A 17,892-nucleotide genomic window follows, 5' to 3' on the forward strand; every position below is an offset into this window, starting at 1 on the left:
GTCATGGGGGACACCCAATGAAATTATTTGCAAGAGCCAGACTGTCTGCAGCCGCGCTCGCCACTGTCACACTCGTTACCGTTTCCGCTGGTTTCGTCGAAACCGCGCCGGCTTATGCCAGGGCGCCTTCGAAGCCGCAACCCGCCATTCTCAATGCGTCGGCCGTCGCGGTCTCGGACAAGTACGCTGCCGATGCGGCCGAACAGATTTTCAACGAAGGCGGTAACGCCGTCGATGCCGCCGTCGCAATCGCATTCTCGCTCGCGGTGACATACCCCGAAGCGGGCAACATCGGCGGTGGCGGTTTCATGACGCTGTATGTCGACGGCAAACCGTACTTCATGGACTATCGCGAACGTGCGCCGCTCGCCGCGACGAAGAACATGTACCTCGACGATCAGGGCAACGTCATCAAGGGCAAGAGTCTGTTCGGCTATTACGCGGTCGGCGTACCGGGTACCGTGGCCGGCATGTCGGAAGTACAGCACCGCTTCGGCAAGCTGACCTGGAAGCAGGTTCTCGCGCCCGCAATCAAGTACGCGCGCGATGGCTTCGTAGTCGACGAAGCGCTGGCAAGTCGCCGCGAGGAAGCGGCGAAGGACTTCGCAGGCAAGACGAACTTCGACACGTACTTCGGCGCGATGAAGGCGGGCACGACGTTCAAGCAGCCCGATCTCGCCGCCGTGCTGACACGTATCGCGAACCAGGGTGCGAAAGATTTCTACCAGGGCAAGACGGCTGACCTGATCGCCGCATCGATGCGCGGTCATGGCCTCATCACGAAGCAGGATTTGCAGCAGTACAAGGCCGTGTGGCGTCAGCCGGTGCTGGGCACATGGAACGGCTATGACGTGATCACCGCGCCGCCTCCGAGCTCCGGCGGTATCGGTCTGCTGCAACTGCTGCAGATGAAGGCCGACCTCGCGCCGGACTTCAAGGACGTCGCACTGAATTCACCACAATACGTGCACCTGATCGCGGAAATCGAGAAGCGCGTGTTTGCCGATCGCGCGCAGTATCTCGGCGATCCGGACTTCTACAAGGTGCCGGTTGCGCAACTCACCGATCCTGCGTACATCGCGAAGCGTGCGGCCGAAGTGAATCCGAATCAGCCGTCCGATACGAAGAGCGTCCAGCCTGGCCTCGGCACGTCGATGCCGGAGAAAGCGGAGACCACGCACTTCTCGGTGGTCGACAAGTGGGGCAATGCGGTGTCGAACACGTACACGCTCAACGGCTGGTTTGGTTCGGGCGTTGTCGCTGAAGGCACGGGTATCGTGCTGAACGACGAGATGGACGACTTCTCCGCGAAGCCGGGTGTGGCGAACATGTTCGGCGTGGTGGGCAGCGATGCGAACTCGATCGAACCGAAGAAGCGTCCGCTGTCGTCGATGACACCGACCATCATGACGAAGGACGGCAAGGTGTCGCTCGTGATCGGTACGCCGGGCGGCTCACGCATCTTCACGTCGATCTTCCAGGTGATCAACAACGTGTACGACTTCAACATGCCGCTGAAGGAAGCCGTCGCTGCGATGCGTTTCCACCACCAGTTGTTGCCGCCGAACACGATTTTCTGGGAGCCGTACAAGCCGATCGACGGCGAGCTCGCGCAGCAGATTGAAGCGAAGGGCTACAACCTGAAAGGCCAGGACTTCAGCGGCGATATTCAGGCGATCAAGATCAATGGCGATACGCCGGATGCAGCGGCTGACCCGCGTGGTCGTGGCGTGACGCGGTTGATTCCGTAACGTCTATAACGCGCGTCTGAGCGTTCAATAGACAACGGCGTTCCGCAGTGATGCGGGACGCCGCTTTTGTTTGGTGCGCAGCTGTCGTTGTCGTCGTCGTATCAGCCTGCCTGTTCGCTCGGCGTCACCGTAAGATCGAGCCGTTGCGCGCCGCGCAGGATAGTGACCTTCACCGGCCGGTCGATCCGTGATGCGTCGAGCGTGCGCTGCAGACTGTCGACGTCGCCAACCGGCTGCTCATCGATCGCCACGATACGGTCGCCGGTATGCAATCCGCCCAGCTCAGCGGGGCTGCCTTTGACCACTTCCATCACATGCACGCCGCTCACCAATGCGAGACTGAAGTAGCGCTGCACGCGGCGCGAGATTGGTGTCGTCGTGCCGGCCACGCCGATGTACGCGCGCCGCACGCGGCCGTGCGTGAAGATCTGCATGATCACCCACTTCGCAGTGTCGATCGCGGTCGCGAAGCAGATGGCCTGCGCGCCGGGGATGATCGCCGTATTCACGCCGATCACCTGGCCCGCCGAGTTGATCAACGGGCCGCCGGAGTTGCCCGGATTTAACGCTGCGTCGGTCTGGATCACGTCGTAGATCATGCGGCCGGAATTCGAGCGCAGCGAGCGGCCGAGCGCGGAGATGACACCGGTCGTCACCGTCTGCGCGAGGCCGAGCGGATTGCCGACCGCGATCGCGATCTGGCCGACCTGCAGCTTGCTTGATTCGCCGAGATCGACGTGCGGCAATGGTTCGGCGGAACCGATGCGCAACACCGCGAGATCGCTGCTTGGGTCGTCGCCGACTAGATCCGCGTCGTAGGTGGCGCCTTCGGCGAGCGTTACGCGGATGTGCGTGGCGCCGTGCACGACATGGCTATTGGTGAGCAGATAACCGTCCGGCGTGAACAGGAAACCCGAACCGGTGCCGCCGCGCGTGCCGCGGCCGTGTGAATCGCCGGGCGTGTGCCGCTCGACGGAGATGTAGACGACGGCCTGGCGCACGCGCTCGAGCGCGCCGATGACCGTGCGGGAATAGTGATCGAGCAGGGCGGTGTCATCGAGCAGATGCGGCGTCGCGGCATCCGGTGCGGCGCCTGCGGCACCCGACAGATCGTCGATAAAACGGGGACGGCTTCCCATGGCGAAGCTCCGGATAAACGGGATCGCAGATGCAGGGTGGTTGGTGGGTTTTCAAGGGTGAGGCTACGGCGCCTCAAGCCAGATCCAGTTCCAGAAACTGCGTTCCTGCCACGGGGTTGTATACATAGGCCGCAATAGCCTGAAATCCCAGCGATGCATACAGTTGCTGCGCCGCGGCCATGTCCGGCAGCGTATCGAGGCGGATTTTCCGGTAGCCCGTTTCTTTCGCCACCTGAACGATACGCATCGCGAGTTGCCTTCCAAGCGACTGTCCTCTGCCCGCCGGGCGCACATAGAGGCGTTTCATTTCGCAGATATCGTTTTCCAGCGGCCGCATGGCCACGCTACCCAGCACTTCACGACCGCTCCACGCAAGCAACACGCGGCCTTCAGGCTCCGCATATTTGCCCGGAAGATCGGCCAGTTCCGCGGCGAAATTCTGAAAGTCGAGATCGACGGGAAGGCTCGCCGCGTACTCGCGAAAAATCGCGCGAACGGCTTCGAGATGCTCGGGAAACCGGGCGGCACGAATCTCTGTCATCGCCATTGATATGAAGCCGCGCGCACGAACTGCGCACGTGTCTGAGCGGGCAGCCAGGGGAATACGACATGCAGCGCGCGCTCGACACACGCGCTGCATTCCTGCAAAGAGGCATCTTGCCAGTAACGCGAGTTGCACGCCTCCGACCAGATATCGCGGATCGTGGCGCGATCGCTCGCGGTGAGGTCCGGCTGGGCGATCGTCGATTCGTAGAATGCCCAAGGTTGCGCCCAGTTCGTAAAGGCATCTGCTGCGGCGATCACGGTTGATTCGCTCATCGCTTGTACTTCAGGTCGTCGCAATCAGAAACGCTTCTCCGTTCGCAGGCGGTCTGAACCCATCGGTTCTGCCAGCGAAGTAGCGCTCGATGAGGTCGGGTGCCGATACGCAGCGTGCCTCGCGGAAACCCGCTTCGCGGGCGAGTGCCAGCATCTCGGGCGGACTGAAAAAGCTGAGAAACGGTGTGCCGGACGCGCGTGCGGATTTCTCGACTGCTTTATACGTCGTGCGCTCATCAGGGGCGGCGAGATCGGGGGGCTGCAGGAATGTCATCGCAAGCGTGGAGCCTGGTGCGAGCATTGCGACCTGCCGCAGGGTGGCCGCGATCGCGTCCTTCGTGAGGTACATCGTGACGCCCGTCGACGCAACCAACGCAGGCCGGCTCGCATCGAAGCCTTCGGCGGCCAGCCGCTCCCACCACGATGCACCTGCTTCGAAGTCGACCGGTACGAGGTGCAGCCACTCGGGGATGCCGAAACCGAGTTCGATCAGGCGCTCACGTTTCCACGCCTCTGCGCTGGGCTTATCGACCTCGAATATCTGCAGACGCGATGCGATCTCCGGCCGGCGTTGCGCGAAGGTGTCGAGGCCGGCGCCGAGTATCACGTACTGAGGGATGCCGCGATCGACCTGTTCGGCGACCAGATCTTCGACGAAGCGTGCGCGCGCCACGATTCCCGCGCGGAAGCCACGCGTGCCGTCCGGGTCCATGTCGGGGCGCTGACGCCAGTCATCTCCAGGGGCCGCCAGTTGCAGGCCGAGTTCGTCTTCGATCACGTGCGGCGGCGCATCGGCCTGGACGTGCAAAGCGCGCCATAGCGCAACGCGTACCGCCGTAGTGTCGGCGGCCGTTGTCTGCTTGTCGTCTTGCATGATGTGCGGTTTCCTTTCGGATGGATCCGGGTTGGCTCATCTTCGCTAGAGAGACGAAGCCTTCAGTCGTCTTCATCACCCATGAAAGCTACTATGCTAGCTAGCAATCGAGTAAATTATCAACCGGTCGTTTCGTAGGGCGCCGGGGCGTCTGAACGCGTGCCCGACGGAATTCAATATCGACTGATATTCACCACGACGGACTGCCATGAAACACGCGGGTATCGATGCTTTTAACCGTCTCGAGAAGCTGCTTCGCGATCTGCGCGCGCTGCCGGATTTGCGGGAACGATCGACGGGTGTGTTCTATAGAAAATCGAAGCCGTTTCTGCATTTCCATGAAGACTCAACCGAGCTTTACGCGGATTTGCGTATCGCGGATGAGTTCAAGCGCTTTCCCGTGAATTCGGCGAAAGAGAAAGAGGTTCTGCTGAATGCGGTACGTGTCGTGTTGACCTCGTAGCCTCTAAACCGCTCACACCGAACCGGCAATATGCTCCCGCAACCATTGATGCGCCGGGTCGCGATGAGAGCGCTCGTCCCACAGCATGGTCATTTCGTAGCCAGCGACTTCAACCGGCGATTCGACAACCTGCAGCGCACGGGTATCGCGAACAAGCCGCGCGGGCACCATCGCGACCAGATCGGTGTTCGCCACCACGGACAATACGAACAGAAAATGCGGAACCGACAGCACCACCCGTCGTTTCAGACCCGACTCCGCTAACGCTTCATCGGTGACGCCGCTAAACCCGCCTCCATCTGGCGACACGATGACGTGCTCGAGTGCGCAAAATTGCGCGCGCGTCGGTTTTCTCTTCAACCGTGGATGCCCCGCGCGACCGGCCAGCACATAGCGTTCCGCAAAGAGCACGCGCTGCCGCATACCTGGCGGCGCGTCTTCGCTGATGTGAAAAGCAAGATCGATTTCCCCCTGTTCCGCCTGCTTCGCGATGCGCGGCGGAGCCAGTTCGACAAGCGCCAGTCGGGTATGCGGCGCGGCCGAACGCAATCCGCTCAAAGCAGGCAGCACGACGGTCGACTCGCCGTAGTCGGTTGCGGCTACGCGCCATGTATGGGTGGCTTCGGCGGGATCGAAGGGGGCGGCGGGTGCCACGGTGCGCTCGAGTGCATCGAGCGCTTGTCGCAAGGGTTCGCGTAACGCCTCCGCTCGCGCGGTCGGCCGCATGCCGCGCGGTCCCGGCAGTAACAACGGGTCATCGAAAATGTCTCTGAGCTTTGCAAGATGAACGCTAACCGATGGTTGCGAGAAACTCAGACGCTCCGCTGCGCGCGTCACGTTGTGTTCTGCGAGCAGGACATCGAGCGTGACTAACAGGTTGAGGTCCAGGCGTCGGAGATTATTCATCGCTATACCTGCAATATTGGATATTCATTTCCAATATACCTGACGAGAACCTATTCTGCGTTCTTCTCGTCATGGAGGTCCAATCGTGAATGTTCTGCTTGTCTATGCTCACCCCGAACCGCGGTCGTTGAACGGCTCGCTCCGGCGCTTTGCAGTCAAGCGTCTTGAAGAAGCCGGGCACGTCGTTCAGGTATCGGATCTGTACGCGATGCACTGGAAGGCCTCGCTCGATGCAGATGACAGCATCGACAGACAACCCGATGCGCGTTTCGATCCCGCGCTTGACTCGAAGCACGCGTTCGAGAATGGCCTGCAGAGCGAAGACATCGCGCTCGAACAGCAGAAGCTGAAGTGGGCGGATGCGGTCATCCTGCAGTTTCCGTTGTGGTGGTTTTCGATGCCGGCAATCCTGAAGGGTTGGGTGGAGCGTGTCTATGCGTATGGCTTTGCCTACGGTGTGGGGGAGCACTCCGATACGCACTGGGGAGATCGCTACGGGGAAGGGGCGATGGCAGGCAAGCGCGCGATGCTGATTGTCTCCACGGGCGGATGGGAGTCACACTACAGCGCGAGAGGGATCAATGGCCCGATTGACGATGTGCTGTTTCCGATCCAGCACGGTGTGCTGTATTACCCGGGCTTCGATGTGCTGCCGCCGTTCGTGATCCATCGGACCAGCCGGATCGACGAGACGAGATTCTCGACGATCTGCGATGCGCTCGGGCAGCGACTCGATAATCTCTGGACAACGCCACCGTTAGCATTCCGGTCGCAGAATGCCGGTGCCTACGATATTCCGCAGCTCACGCTGAAGGACGATATTGCGCCGGGGCAGGTTGGGTTTGCGGTGCATCGTGCGTAGGCGGCGCCCCTTCGGATATACAAGGGGCGTTTCCGTTACTGAGAAATGCGCTTGAACGATTCGAGTTTGCTTTCCCATATGTAAGGTTCCTCCGCTGGCATTCCCTATACATCGCGTTCAGGATATCCTCTGCCCAATTCGTAAGAGATCCTGAAGCGAAGGTACTGCATTCGTATAGAAGAAGATCCCAGGGGATGCTTCCAATGAGCTTGGAACGACAAAACTTACAACCTGCTTCACAGACTGACAGGCATTACAAAAATCTTTCTATTCTGGCAAAGACCGCGCTTGCAGCGGTGGTCGTTGCTGGCGTCATTGCGTCTGGCGTTTTCTATACATCGGGAACCTCATGGTTCGGTGGAGAATCAGGTGACGACGTTAGCGCGTCGGATCAAAAATTACGCACCGAGGCTTTTGAGGCAATTAAATATCTTCCGGTATCGAACGTTACTGCTGCGGAATTCCCGACTGCTTTCGATTCCATGCATTTAACGTCCGACGAACAATCAAGGTTGCGTCTGCAACTTGCGCAGAGTCCGACGACTTCGTCGACACACGCGACTCCTGCTGATGTGTCGTCGACGAAGAGCTCAGGCGACAACGCAGGTACGGCCGCCGCGCATACCGATGTCGCTCCAGCGCCAGCTCCTGCTACAACTGCACCGGCGCAGGCCGCGCAGCCTCTGGCCGCTCCAGCCACTCAGGCTGCGCAACCGGTCCTCGTGTGGGTGCGCCTCTGGGATAGCGATGTCGAAGACGGCGATGTTGTTCGAATCGATAGTGCGGGCTATTCGCGAACAGTCTCGCTGACCAACCGTGGCATCACGTTCGCGGTTCCCGTGTCTGCGAGTGGGCAGATTCGTATTACCGGAATCAGAGATGGCGATGGCGGTGGCATTACCGTCGGCCTCGGTTCTGGATCTGCACAAGCAATCCTGCCGATCATGAGCGTCGGGCAGGTACTTACCTTGAACGTCAGGACAAACTGATGCGTTGGCTCAACTCCTTTGCAACGCGTTACGCGCCCCTCGCTTTTCTTGTGATGGCGTGCGTAGCGTTGGGACAGTTCCTGTCTCAACACGGGCCTGCGCGATCGGATCTCGAACAGCATGCGCATGAAACCGCGAGGTTTTTGCATGAACACGCGTGGATCGGATTTGCAGTTGCAGTAGTGTTCTGGTTAATCGTCTTTGCAGGCTATTTTCACGATCGACATCGAACTCAATACGGCGATGTCAAACAAGGCGGGTGGTTAATGGACGCACTGGACAGGCTTACGAATCGACGTGCCCTGGAGCAGAAGATTGCCCAGGAACCCGAGCCGCAGATTCTCGATGCGGAGAAACTCGCGAGCGCGCTAAAAAGCAAGGTGATCGGTCAGGACGCTGTCTGCGACGATATCGCGGCGCAAATTCGTCGCCGTCTCGCACTCCGGCAGCGCAACAAGCCGATCGGTGTATTTATGCTGGCAGGGCCGCCAGGAACCGGGAAAACCTATCTGGCGAAAAGTCTGGCGGCGGAACTCGGTCGTGCGCTGTTGCACTTCGATATGACGCAGTTCTCGAGCGGCGCACACGGTGCGACGCAATTGTTCGGTGCATCGAAGGGATACGTTGGTTCGAATTCCTACGGCAAACTTACGGCTGCTTTGCGCGACACACCCGATGCGGTCGTATTGCTCGATGAAATCGAAAAGGCTCACCCTGAGGTTCACAAGAATTTCCTGACGGCGTGGAACGATGGTTTCGTAACCGAGGCATCGGACGGAAAGCAGATTTCGACGACCCGCGCGATCTTCATGCTAACCACGAATGCCGCCACCGACGCGCTTCATGCGTTGAGCGAGCGATTCGCAGACGATGCGGATGAACTGAGACGCGCCTCTACAAATGCGCTCGGTGAGGCGGGTTTTGCCCCCGAGGTGCTCAATCGCATTGATCGTATTTTCGTTTTTAAATCGCTCACTGGTCTGGATATCGCCCGCGTTGCAGCGCTTGAAATCGAAGCGATGATCAAGAGCTACGGCCTCGATGTGGCCGATGAAGGCATCGATCCGGATATTCTGATCAACATGATGCGACGTCAGAGCCGGCTAGGTACGGGTGCGTCGTCGCGCGATCTCGTCCGTGCGGTCGAAGAGTCGCTGGCGGACACACTCATCGATGCAAAAGAGCACGGCCATACCAAGGTCGCGCTCGTGTCGGTGGAGGGAGGCGTGATCGCCAAGCCGCAATGACGAGTCCAAACGTATCCAACCTGTCGGGCACTCCAGGCAAATCGTTGTGGGCACGCGCGCCCGTGTGGCGCTTATGCGTTTCGGCAGCGGCGTTGTCGACTGTGGTTGTGGTGTGCTTTCCCCCAAAATGGCGCGCACTCGATGTGATGCCCGCTCCTCCCGTGCCCGAGGCAGTGACCTACCATTCGCCGGAGCCGGCGGTGGGGGCACCCGTCTCGACGCCGACGCCGGTCGTTGCTCAGACCAGACCCGCAGTCACCACGCCAGAAGCGCTCGCAAGCGCTACTACGAGGACGAAGCCGGTAGCCCCTCAAAAAGCGGTTGCAGTAGCCGATCTCGCAACGAAATCACCGGCAACGGCCGCGATTTCAATGGCAGTCCCGGGTGCAGCAGCCAAGCCGGATATCTCCGGTCTCGATGGTGCGCTGCTTGGCCGGACTTATCGGCAGGTGATCCCGGTCGAGGGGTTCAATGTCCCGCTACCTCCGGGACAGTGGGCCGTGCTTGCGAACAGCACGGCTCGCACACGCGGTGCATCGGGAATGGCCTATTTTCTCGGGCGAATCGAGCACAAGCGGCTTGTCGGTGCGATCAGATTGTTTGCATTGCACAGCAACGATCAGCCAGGCGCGGGTTTTCCTGCCGCGAATGCCTGCACGACTGGCAACCCGGATTTGAATTATCTATATCTGGACTCAGTGACGGCGTTCGACCATCAGGGATGCTGGCTAATCAATCACTATTTCACCCCGCCGTTGCAGCAGTGGGCGGATCGCGCGATCAAAATCTCTTCCCTTGACCGCGCCGCAGCGGGCGATCTTGCGGCAAAGGGCGTGACCTACCCGCAAGACATGGTCAATGTCCGATTCACGCGCGCGGAAACCTGGGGTCTGCTCGAGGTTTCATACATGTTCGATCCCGAAGTCGAAGGGATCAGTTCCAACACGGCGCTTTCCGCCCGCGAATCGGACTGGCATGCAACGAACGCTCCTAGATTTTCTGCGAAGGTTGCTTATCTCGCGAAGCTACAAAGCTGGGGCGAGGAGTTCTGGCCGAAGTTTCAGCAGGCATTTGGATCGGGGCAACCGGTTGCTGTGATCGTCAAGCCGGATGCAGCGTCTCAACCTTGATCGGCCTGGTCCACTCGGTTTGACCAGGCCGCGTTGACCTTGTCGTTTCGCGAAACCATTCTGGTGCGGTAGCTTTCTTTTTGCATTCACCCCCTCAAACAACGATTGCGACGGCGAAACGCCTGCGTTAGCCTTTGCGCCTACGGCGACCGCGCAGATCCTTTGCTGTGCCAACCAGGCCCGTCATGGTCGCTGCGTACGTTGCAAGTCCCCAACCAGGGTGGCGAACGACGTCACGACAAAACGAAAAACACTTGAGGACACAATGCTCACAAGGAATTGGCTCGCAACAGGTGTGACGCTTATCGCATCTGCACTGGTGATTCATCACAACGCATACGCCGACGAAGGGATGTGGCAGCCGTCGCAACTTCCCGCTCTCGCAGGCCAGTTACAACAACGCGGCCTGGCGCTCGATCCTAAACAACTCTCAACTCTGACATCGTGGCCGCTAGACGCCGTCGTCAGTCTGGGTTTTTGCACTGCGTCATTCGTTTCGCCCGACGGCTTGATCGTCACCAATCACCACTGCGGATTTGGCGCGTTGCAGGTTAACTCCACGCCGCAGAAGAACCTGATCAACGATGGTTTTCTCGCGCATACGAAGCAGGAAGAACTGCCTGCCGATCCGACCCAGCGGGTCTACGTGACCGAGCAGATCAGCGACGTCACGAGTCAGGTGAACGCCGCACTGAAGCCGGACATGGACGGCTATGCACGTTTTGTTGCCATCGACGAGGCGAAGAAACGCATCGTGGCAGGCTGCGAAACACCGGGCTATCGATGCGACGTCTACACGTTCAGCAACGGCTACGACTATCAGCTGATTCGCCAGAAAGAACTGCGCGATATCCGGCTCGTCTATGCGCCGCCGCTGTCGATCGGCAAGTTCGGTGGCGATATCGACAACTGGATGTGGCCGCGCCACACGGGCGACTTCAGCTATCTGCGCGCCTATGTCGGTAAGGACGGTAGCTCGGCATCGTATTCGAAGGACAACGTTCCCTATCGTCCCACGCATTGGCTGACGCTCAATCCGAAGGGCGTCAAGGCCGGCGATTTCGTCATGGTGGCCGGCTATCCGTACAACACGGATCGCTATCGGCTAGCCGATGAACTGCAAAGCGCGATCGACTGGGAATATCCGACAAAAATCGGCATGTCTAGGGATATGCTTGCTCTCGTCGATGCCGCGAGCAAAAAGAACCCGGAAGTCGGCGTCAAGTACGCGACCCTCGTCGCGGAGCTCAACAACGCCATGAAGCTGTTTCAAGGCAATCTCGAGGGGCTCGCGCGTAGCAATGCGTTGGCCACCAAACGCGCGCAGGAAGCTGCGCTCGATCAATGGCTTGCCCAGCAAAAGCCTGGCGGTGCGCTTGACGGCGCCGCGCTGCAGGCCGATGTCGTCAATCTGCGCAAGCTTGTCGACGCACACCTGAAACTGCGCGAACGCAATTTCGTGCTGGCGATGATCCAGCGCGGCGGGCTGTTCGACGCGTCCTATCAGATCGTGCGCCTTGCGCAGGAAAAGCAGAAACCCGATCTCGAGCGGGAAGAGGGCTTCCAGAAGCGTGACGAAATTCGCCTGCTCGGTGCTGAGCAAGGTCTGGACCAGGAATTCGATCCGGCGATGGATCAGCAACTGCTGGCCTACCAGTTGCAGCACTACGTGAAGCTCCCGGCTGCGGAGCATCTGCCTGCGCTTGATCGGTGGCTTGGCGGTGTGACGGACGAAGCCGGCATCGCGAAGAAGGTCGCGGCGCTGTATGCCGGTACCTCGCTGACCGATACCAAAACGCGCGTCGCGCTGCTTTCCGCAACCCCTGCGCAGATCGACGCCAGCAACGATACGTGGATCAAGCTGATGCGTGAGCTGATGCCCGACCTGCTCGCCGTGGAGCGCCAGAACAAGACGTTTGCCGGCGACGAAACGACGGTCCGTCCGGGCTATATGGCGGCGCTGATTGCCTTTAACGCGTCGCGTGGACTGCCGGTCTATCACGATGCAAACGGTTCGCTGCGCGTCACGTTCGGTACCGTCCAGGGCTACAAGCCGCGCGACGCGGTCGAATACACGCCGTTCACGACCGTCGACGGCATCGTGCAGAAAACCACCGGCGTAGAGCCGTTCAACACGCCGCCTGCGGAACTGGCAGCGATTCGCGCGAAAGCGTTCGACGGTCTTGCACCGGCGGGAAGCTCGCTGCCCGTCGCTTTTCTCGCGGACCTCGACATTACCGGCGGCAATTCCGGATCGCCGGCGATGGATCGCAACGGTCAACTGGTGGGTCTTGCGTTCGACGGTGTCTGGGAAGGCACGAGTTCGGGCTGGCTCTTCAATCCCGCGGAAACCCGCTCGATTCAAGTCGATGTGCGTTACATGCTGTGGGTGATGCACCACCTCGACCACGCGGACAATCTGCTCGACGAGATGAAGGTGAAAGTGCCGCAATAAGGGGCCCGTGGTTGACGGCATCATGATATCTGACTAGAGTCAGATATCATGAAAACGCTCGACATCCAGCAGGTTCGCAGCTTCAACCGCATCGTGGCCGAGGGCATCGGTGCAATCGACGACAGCTTTCTCGGCCGCGGCCGCCCCATGGGCGAGTCGCGTCTGCTCTGGGAAATCGGTCCCGATGGCGCCGATCTGCGCGCACTTCGCGAACGCCTCGATCTCGACTCGGGTTATCTGAGTCGCATACTTGGTTCGCTTGAGCGGCAAGGGCTCGTTGCGATCGAGGCGCACCCCGATGATCGCCGGGTACGCCGCATTCTGCTTACCCGATCGGGGCTCAAGGAACGAGCTGAACTCGACCGGTTGTCGGACACGGTAGCAGTCCGTGTGCTCGATCCGTTGAGCGAAAGCCAGCGCGTGGCGCTGCTCACCGCGATGGCCGAAGTGGAGCGTCTGCTGCAACCGTCGTTGATACGCTTCGAGATCGAAGATCCGGCTAGCGACGATGCGCGCTGGTGTTTCGAGCAATACTTCACCGAACTCAACGCACGCTTCGAAGCGGGATTCGATCCGTCGTCCAGCCTGCCGGCCGACACGCATGAACTGACGGCGCCGCATGGCGTACTGATCGTCGCGCGGTTGCGCGGCAATCCGGTGGGCTGCGTCGCGCTCAAGTTTCACAAGAAATCGGCGGCCGAACTCAAGCGGATGTGGGTCAGCTCGTCGGTGCGGGCGCTCGGCGTAGGGCGGGGTTTACTCGATGAAGCCGAAAAACAGGCGCGCAAGAGCGGCGCGCGCGCGATCCGCCTGGAGACAAACCGAACCTTGTCCGAAGCGATCAATCTCTATCGGCGCTGCGGATACGTAGAAGTCGAAGCGTTTAGCGCGGAGCCTTACGCACACCACTGGTTCGAAAAGAAATTGACCTGAACAAGCCACTAGAGGGAGACGGGTATGGTCGCTGACGGCGAGGTAATGGGCTTCATTCCAACAGTCGATTCCGCAAAAGCGCGTCGATTCTACGAAGATGTTCTGGGGCTGCGCTTTGTCAGCGACGATCCGTTTGCGCTGGTAGTGGCATCGCAGGGAACGGAGATACGGATAGCCAAGCTGCATGAATTTACGCCGGCACCGTACACGATACTTGGCTGGCGTGTGAAAGACATCGAGCAGGAAGTGCGCACACTAAGTGCTAAAGGTGTCGTCTTCAAGCGCTATCCGCCATTGGAGCAGAGCGACGCCGGCATCTGGACTTCGCCGTCGGGAGCCCGGATTGCGTGGTTTGCCGACCCGGACGGCAACGTGCTCTCGATCTCCCAGCATGTGGATGGCGTAGCGTCGGCGTAACAACCTTCATCGCCCCCGCGCTCTACGTTTTGGCATACATCTGCGCCAGATCAGGCTGCACTCTATTGTGGCGAACACCTTAGTCGCGCTAATCTTGCGGCGCCTCGTCACTCAAAGAGTCCACATGAAGCCAACAAAAAGTCTACTCGCCGCGACGCTCGCGCTGACGTTCGTCGCCACGCCGGGCCTGTCCTGGTCGGCGGAGAGTCAACCGGTGGCGCCCGTGCGCCCGGTGACCACCACGTACTTCGGCACACCGGTCGTCGATCGCTATCGCTACATGGAGAACCTCAGCGATCCGGAGGTGCAGAGCTGGATGAAGGCGCAGGCCGCCTATACCCGCAAGGTAATCGACAGCATTCCCGACCGCGCCTCTTTGGCGACGCACATTCAGGAGTTGATGGCCGGCGACCTGAAACGCTATGACTTCACCCGCCGCGGCGATCGGCTCTTCTACCATATGCTGGAGCCCGGTACCAATCTGCCCAAGCTCGCGTATCGCGATGGTGTGAAAGGCGAAGAACATGTGCTCGTAGACCCGGCGAAGCTCTCTACCGACAGCGCGCATCACTTCGCGCTCGACTGGTACTCGCCGTCGTGGGACGGGCGCTATGTCGCCTATGGCGTCTCCGAAGGCGGTTCGGAAAAGAGCGTGCTGCACGTCATCGACTTGCAGACCGGTAGCCAGCTCCAGGAGACCATCGACCGCACGAGCGACTGTTTCGTTTCCTGGCGCAACGACAATAAATCGTTCTTCTACCTGCGCTACCCGAAAGCCGGACCGGATACGCCACCCTCGCTGAGCGAGTACAACGCGGTGACTTTCCTGCACGTGCTGGGTCAGCATACCGACGGCGAAGGCGACGAAGCGGTGTTCGGACGCGGCGTGTCCGCTTCGGTCGATGTGCCCGAAGGGCAGGCCACCTATGTCCTGCTGGCACCCGATTCGCCGTATGCGGTAGCCGTCGCGAATCACAACGTGGACAACAATCCGAACACCTTCTACGTTGCGCGACTCGATCAGATTCACGGCGCACAGACGCCGTGGAAGAAAATCGCCACACCCGAGGACGGCGTAACCGACGTGCGTCTGCGCGGCGATCGTCTGTATGTCCTGTCGGACAAAGGCGCACCGCGCTTCCAGATTCTCTCGACGCCGCTGGCCCATCCCGACATCGCGCATGCGAACGTGGTCGTGCCTGAAAGCGAGAACGTGCTCGATGCCTTCGAAGTTGCCAGCGACGGGATGTATCTCGGCGAGCGCGCCGGCGCGACCTTCGAGTTGCGGCACGTGTCGTACGACGGCAAGGACAACCAGCCCATCGGCCTGCCGTTTGCCGGCACGGTGGGCGATCTCGTCAGCGATCCGCGTTCGCCCGGCCTGCTGTTCAGCCTGCAGGGCTGGGTTAAGGCTCCGCGCGAACTGAGCTATACGCCTGGTGCCAGCGCGGCAACCGATACCGGCCTGGTGCCACCCTCGAAGACCGAATCCGACGATATCGAAGCGCACGACGAGTTTGCCACCAGCTACGACGGTACCCGCATCCCCGTATCGATCATCGCGAAGAAAGGTGTGACGCGCGACGGAACGAATCCGACGATCGTCTATGGCTACGGCAGTTACGGCATATCGATGGACCCGTCGTATCGCCCGGCGTGGCAGGGCTGGATCGACCGTGGCGGCATCATCGCGGTGGCGCACATGCGCGGCGGCGGCGAATACGGCGACGCGTGGCATCGCGCGGGGCAGAAGCTCACGAAGATCAACACGATGATGGATTTCATCGCGACTGCGCAGCACATGATCGACGAGCGCTACACGCAGTCGAAATACCTCGCTGCAAACTCGGCAAGCGCGGGCGGTATCGTCATGGGCGGTGCCATGGAGATCAACCCAGGTCTGTTCCGCGTCATTCTCGACGACGTTGGCCTGTCCGATGCCTTGCGCTTCGAGACCGAACCGAACGGGCCGCCCAATGTGCCCGAGATGGGTTCGAGTTCGAACGAGGCGGGTTTTCACGGCCTCTATGCGATGAGTGCCTATGCGCATATTCATGACGGCACGCCTTATCCTGCTGTCATGTTCACGACCGGCGCGAACGATCCGCGCGTCGCGCCGTGGCATATGCTGAAGATGGCTGCACGAACCCAGGCTGCGACGAGCAGCGGTCGGCCCGTGCTGTTGCGCATCGACTACGATGCGGGCCACGGTATTGGCTCGAGCGTGTCGCAGCGTGCCAACCAGCTCGCCGACGAATGGTCGTTCGCGCTGTGGCAGATGGGTGAGGCGGGATTTCAACCGAAGCAATAGTGCAGTGACGGACGGGCCACGTAACGTGGTCCGTCTATTCGTGCAGTCTTTATCGACAACCTGGAAACCAGCATGCTGACCGTTCATCACCTCGGCAAATCGCAGTCCGAGCGCATCGTGTGGTTGTGCGAAGAACTCGCGATTCCCTACGAATTGAAGATCTACAATCGCGACCCCGTTACCCGGCTTGGGCCGCCCGAGTACAAGGCGTTGCATCCGCTCGGCACCGCACCGATCATTTCGGACGGCGACATCGTGCTGGCCGAATCCACCGCGATCATGGAGTACATCATCGCGAAGCACGGCAGCGGCGGCCTCGTGCCGGCTGCCACCGACGCCACGTTCCCCGACTATCTGTTCTGGTTTCACTTCGCAAACGGTTCGCTTCAACCCAATCTTGGGCGCAGCATGCTTCTGGGCCGTGTCGAGCTGCCTGCCGACAATCCGACCTTGAAGTGGTCGAGCGCGCGGCTCGACCTCGTATTGAATCTTGTCGAAACCCGCTTGGGCGAAACCGACTATCTGGCAGGAAATGCATTCACCGCAGCGGATATCGTGACGGTATTCTCGTTCACGACGATGCGGATTTTTATGCCTTTCGATCTCTCGCCTTACCCGAATATCCTCGCGTATCTTCAGCGCATCGGTGCCCGCGATGCGTATCGACGGGCGATGAAAAAAGGCGATCCAGACATGACGCCGATGCTGACCTAGGCATTGCGTATCTACTCGGTGTCAAGTTCGCACGATAAGCCATAAAAAACACGTAAACGCTCGTCATTGCAGGGCGACCGCGCCTGGTCGCCCACTCAATTCTTTACGGGATTTTTTCTTGCGCGCCGCAACAGGCCAAACCTACACTTCGTGCAACGTGATGCGAAAACGAGGTTGTCATGTTGCAGCAACGTGTAGCGATGAAGCACCCTGTACCGATCACCTATGTCCATCGCGGCATGGGCAATATCGAGCTGCGGCGCTTCGACCCGACGCGAGATTCGTTCGACGAGCTGACTGCGATGCTGCATCGTGCGTTCGCGCGACTCGGTGCGATGGGACTCAACTGCACGTGTGTCGATCAACCGGTTTCTGTCACACAGGCGCGTGCGCTGAGCGGCGACTGTCATGTCGCCGTATGTGATGGACGTATCGTCGGCACGATGACGCTCTACGCGCCCGATCGCGATTCGCCTTGCGAGTTTTATCGTCAGAACGATGTAGCCAGCGTGCGGCAGATCGGCGTCGAACCTGAGTGGCAATCGCGTGGTATCGGCGCGTTCATGCTGGCCTTTGCAGAACATTGGGCCGCGACACGCGGCTACGCGGAACTGGCGCTCGATACACCGCAGCCCGCCGCGCATCTGATCGCGTTCTATCGCCGGCAAGGTTTCCGGATCGGCGACTTCATGAGATTCGATGGCAAGCGCTACGACAGCGCGATCCTGCACAAGCCGCCGGTGGCTGCCCGCACGCTTGCTGCGTGGTCGCACCGTCTCGAACTTCCGCATCACGTGCTCGCTCGCGTCGCGTGATCCGGTGCATCGCTAAAGAACCATTTCCCACGCTTCAGAAGGACCTGCTACACCGATGGCCCACTCC

General features: G+C 60.1%; 17 protein-coding genes. 12 read left to right on the plus strand and 5 right to left on the minus strand.

Going from position 1 to position 17,892, the window contains the following annotated elements:
* Nucleotides 1–17: 17 nt before the first annotated feature.
* Nucleotides 18–1,751: a gamma-glutamyltransferase gene (ggt, locus tag FNZ07_RS07015; protein ID WP_091014860.1), complete on the plus strand. Its 1,734-nt coding sequence runs from the start codon at nt 18–20 to the stop codon at nt 1,749–1,751.
* A 101-nt stretch (nt 1,752–1,852) separates the two neighbouring features.
* Here ggt and FNZ07_RS07020 read toward each other — a convergent pair whose 3' ends face one another.
* The 4 genes from FNZ07_RS07020 to FNZ07_RS07035 form a co-directional block, all read right to left on the minus strand.
* Nucleotides 1,853–2,890: a S1C family serine protease gene (locus FNZ07_RS07020; RefSeq protein WP_091014863.1), complete on the minus strand. Its 1,038-nt coding sequence runs from the start codon at nt 2,888–2,890 to the stop codon at nt 1,853–1,855.
* Between the two features lie 73 nt (nt 2,891–2,963).
* Nucleotides 2,964–3,431 (minus strand): GNAT family N-acetyltransferase, encoded by a 468-nt coding sequence (locus tag FNZ07_RS07025; protein WP_091015836.1) that lies wholly within the window; start codon nt 3,429–3,431, stop codon nt 2,964–2,966.
* Nucleotides 3,428–3,709 carry a hypothetical protein gene (locus FNZ07_RS07030; RefSeq protein ID WP_091014865.1) on the minus strand — a complete coding sequence of 94 codons (282 nt, stop codon included), beginning with the start codon at nt 3,707–3,709 and terminating at the stop codon, nt 3,428–3,430. Before FNZ07_RS07030 ends, FNZ07_RS07025 begins: the two co-directional genes overlap by 4 nt.
* Nucleotides 3,710–3,719: 10 nt before the next feature.
* The gene (locus tag FNZ07_RS07035; RefSeq protein WP_091014867.1) at nt 3,720–4,583 is read right to left on the minus strand and encodes a class I SAM-dependent methyltransferase; all 864 of its coding nucleotides are present in this window, start codon (nt 4,581–4,583) and stop codon (nt 3,720–3,722) included.
* A 208-nt stretch (nt 4,584–4,791) separates the two neighbouring features.
* Here FNZ07_RS07035 and FNZ07_RS07040 point away from each other — a divergent pair, with 208 nt between their 5' ends.
* Nucleotides 4,792–5,046 (plus strand): hypothetical protein, encoded by a 255-nt coding sequence (locus FNZ07_RS07040; RefSeq protein ID WP_091014869.1) that lies wholly within the window; start codon nt 4,792–4,794, stop codon nt 5,044–5,046.
* Nucleotides 5,047–5,058: 12 nt separating this feature from the next.
* On the opposite strand, the gene FNZ07_RS07045 is transcribed toward FNZ07_RS07040, so the two are convergent.
* Nucleotides 5,059–5,952, minus strand: coding sequence for a LysR family transcriptional regulator (locus FNZ07_RS07045; RefSeq protein WP_091014871.1), 894 nt, complete (start codon nt 5,950–5,952; stop codon nt 5,059–5,061).
* 85 nt (nt 5,953–6,037) lie between these two features.
* Between FNZ07_RS07045 and FNZ07_RS07050 the strand changes: the two genes are divergently transcribed.
* From FNZ07_RS07050 to FNZ07_RS07095, 10 genes are all read left to right on the plus strand, one after another.
* A complete protein-coding gene (locus tag FNZ07_RS07050) occupies nt 6,038–6,814 on the plus strand; it encodes an NAD(P)H-dependent oxidoreductase (protein WP_091014873.1) in 777 nt (258 codons plus the stop codon).
* 203 nt (nt 6,815–7,017) lie between these two features.
* Complete coding sequence (locus FNZ07_RS07055; RefSeq protein ID WP_143098102.1) at nt 7,018–7,803, plus strand: hypothetical protein; 786 nt, start codon at nt 7,018–7,020, stop codon at nt 7,801–7,803.
* Nucleotides 7,804–8,069: 266 nt separating this feature from the next.
* Nucleotides 8,070–9,050: an AAA family ATPase gene (locus FNZ07_RS07060; RefSeq protein ID WP_211367801.1), complete on the plus strand. Its 981-nt coding sequence runs from the start codon at nt 8,070–8,072 to the stop codon at nt 9,048–9,050.
* 542 nt (nt 9,051–9,592) lie between these two features.
* Entirely contained in the window at nt 9,593–10,180 is a 588-nt protein-coding gene (locus FNZ07_RS07065; RefSeq protein WP_143098103.1) for a hypothetical protein, read from the plus strand.
* A 265-nt stretch (nt 10,181–10,445) separates the two neighbouring features.
* Nucleotides 10,446–12,635, plus strand: a complete 2,190-nt coding sequence (locus FNZ07_RS07070; RefSeq protein WP_245811561.1) for a S46 family peptidase — start codon at nt 10,446–10,448, stop codon at nt 12,633–12,635.
* A 48-nt stretch (nt 12,636–12,683) separates the two neighbouring features.
* On the plus strand, nt 12,684–13,568 hold the full coding sequence (locus FNZ07_RS07075; protein WP_091014883.1) for a bifunctional helix-turn-helix transcriptional regulator/GNAT family N-acetyltransferase: 885 nt from the start codon (nt 12,684–12,686) through the stop codon (nt 13,566–13,568).
* A 24-nt stretch (nt 13,569–13,592) separates the two neighbouring features.
* On the plus strand, nt 13,593–13,985 hold the full coding sequence (locus FNZ07_RS07080) for a VOC family protein (RefSeq protein ID WP_091014886.1): 393 nt from the start codon (nt 13,593–13,595) through the stop codon (nt 13,983–13,985).
* A gap of 124 nt (nt 13,986–14,109) precedes the next feature.
* Nucleotides 14,110–16,296, plus strand: coding sequence for a prolyl oligopeptidase family serine peptidase (locus FNZ07_RS07085; RefSeq protein WP_091014888.1), 2,187 nt, complete (start codon nt 14,110–14,112; stop codon nt 16,294–16,296).
* Between the two features lie 72 nt (nt 16,297–16,368).
* Nucleotides 16,369–17,010 carry a glutathione S-transferase family protein gene (locus tag FNZ07_RS07090; RefSeq protein ID WP_091014890.1) on the plus strand — a complete coding sequence of 214 codons (642 nt, stop codon included), beginning with the start codon at nt 16,369–16,371 and terminating at the stop codon, nt 17,008–17,010.
* Nucleotides 17,011–17,189: 179 nt separating this feature from the next.
* A complete protein-coding gene (locus FNZ07_RS07095; protein WP_091014892.1) occupies nt 17,190–17,825 on the plus strand; it encodes a GNAT family N-acetyltransferase in 636 nt (211 codons plus the stop codon).
* The last annotated feature ends 67 nt before the right edge of the window (nt 17,826–17,892 follow it).

Origin of the sequence: Paraburkholderia megapolitana, from assembly GCF_007556815.1 — a bacterium.
GTDB lineage: Bacteria > Pseudomonadota > Gammaproteobacteria > Burkholderiales > Burkholderiaceae > Paraburkholderia > Paraburkholderia megapolitana.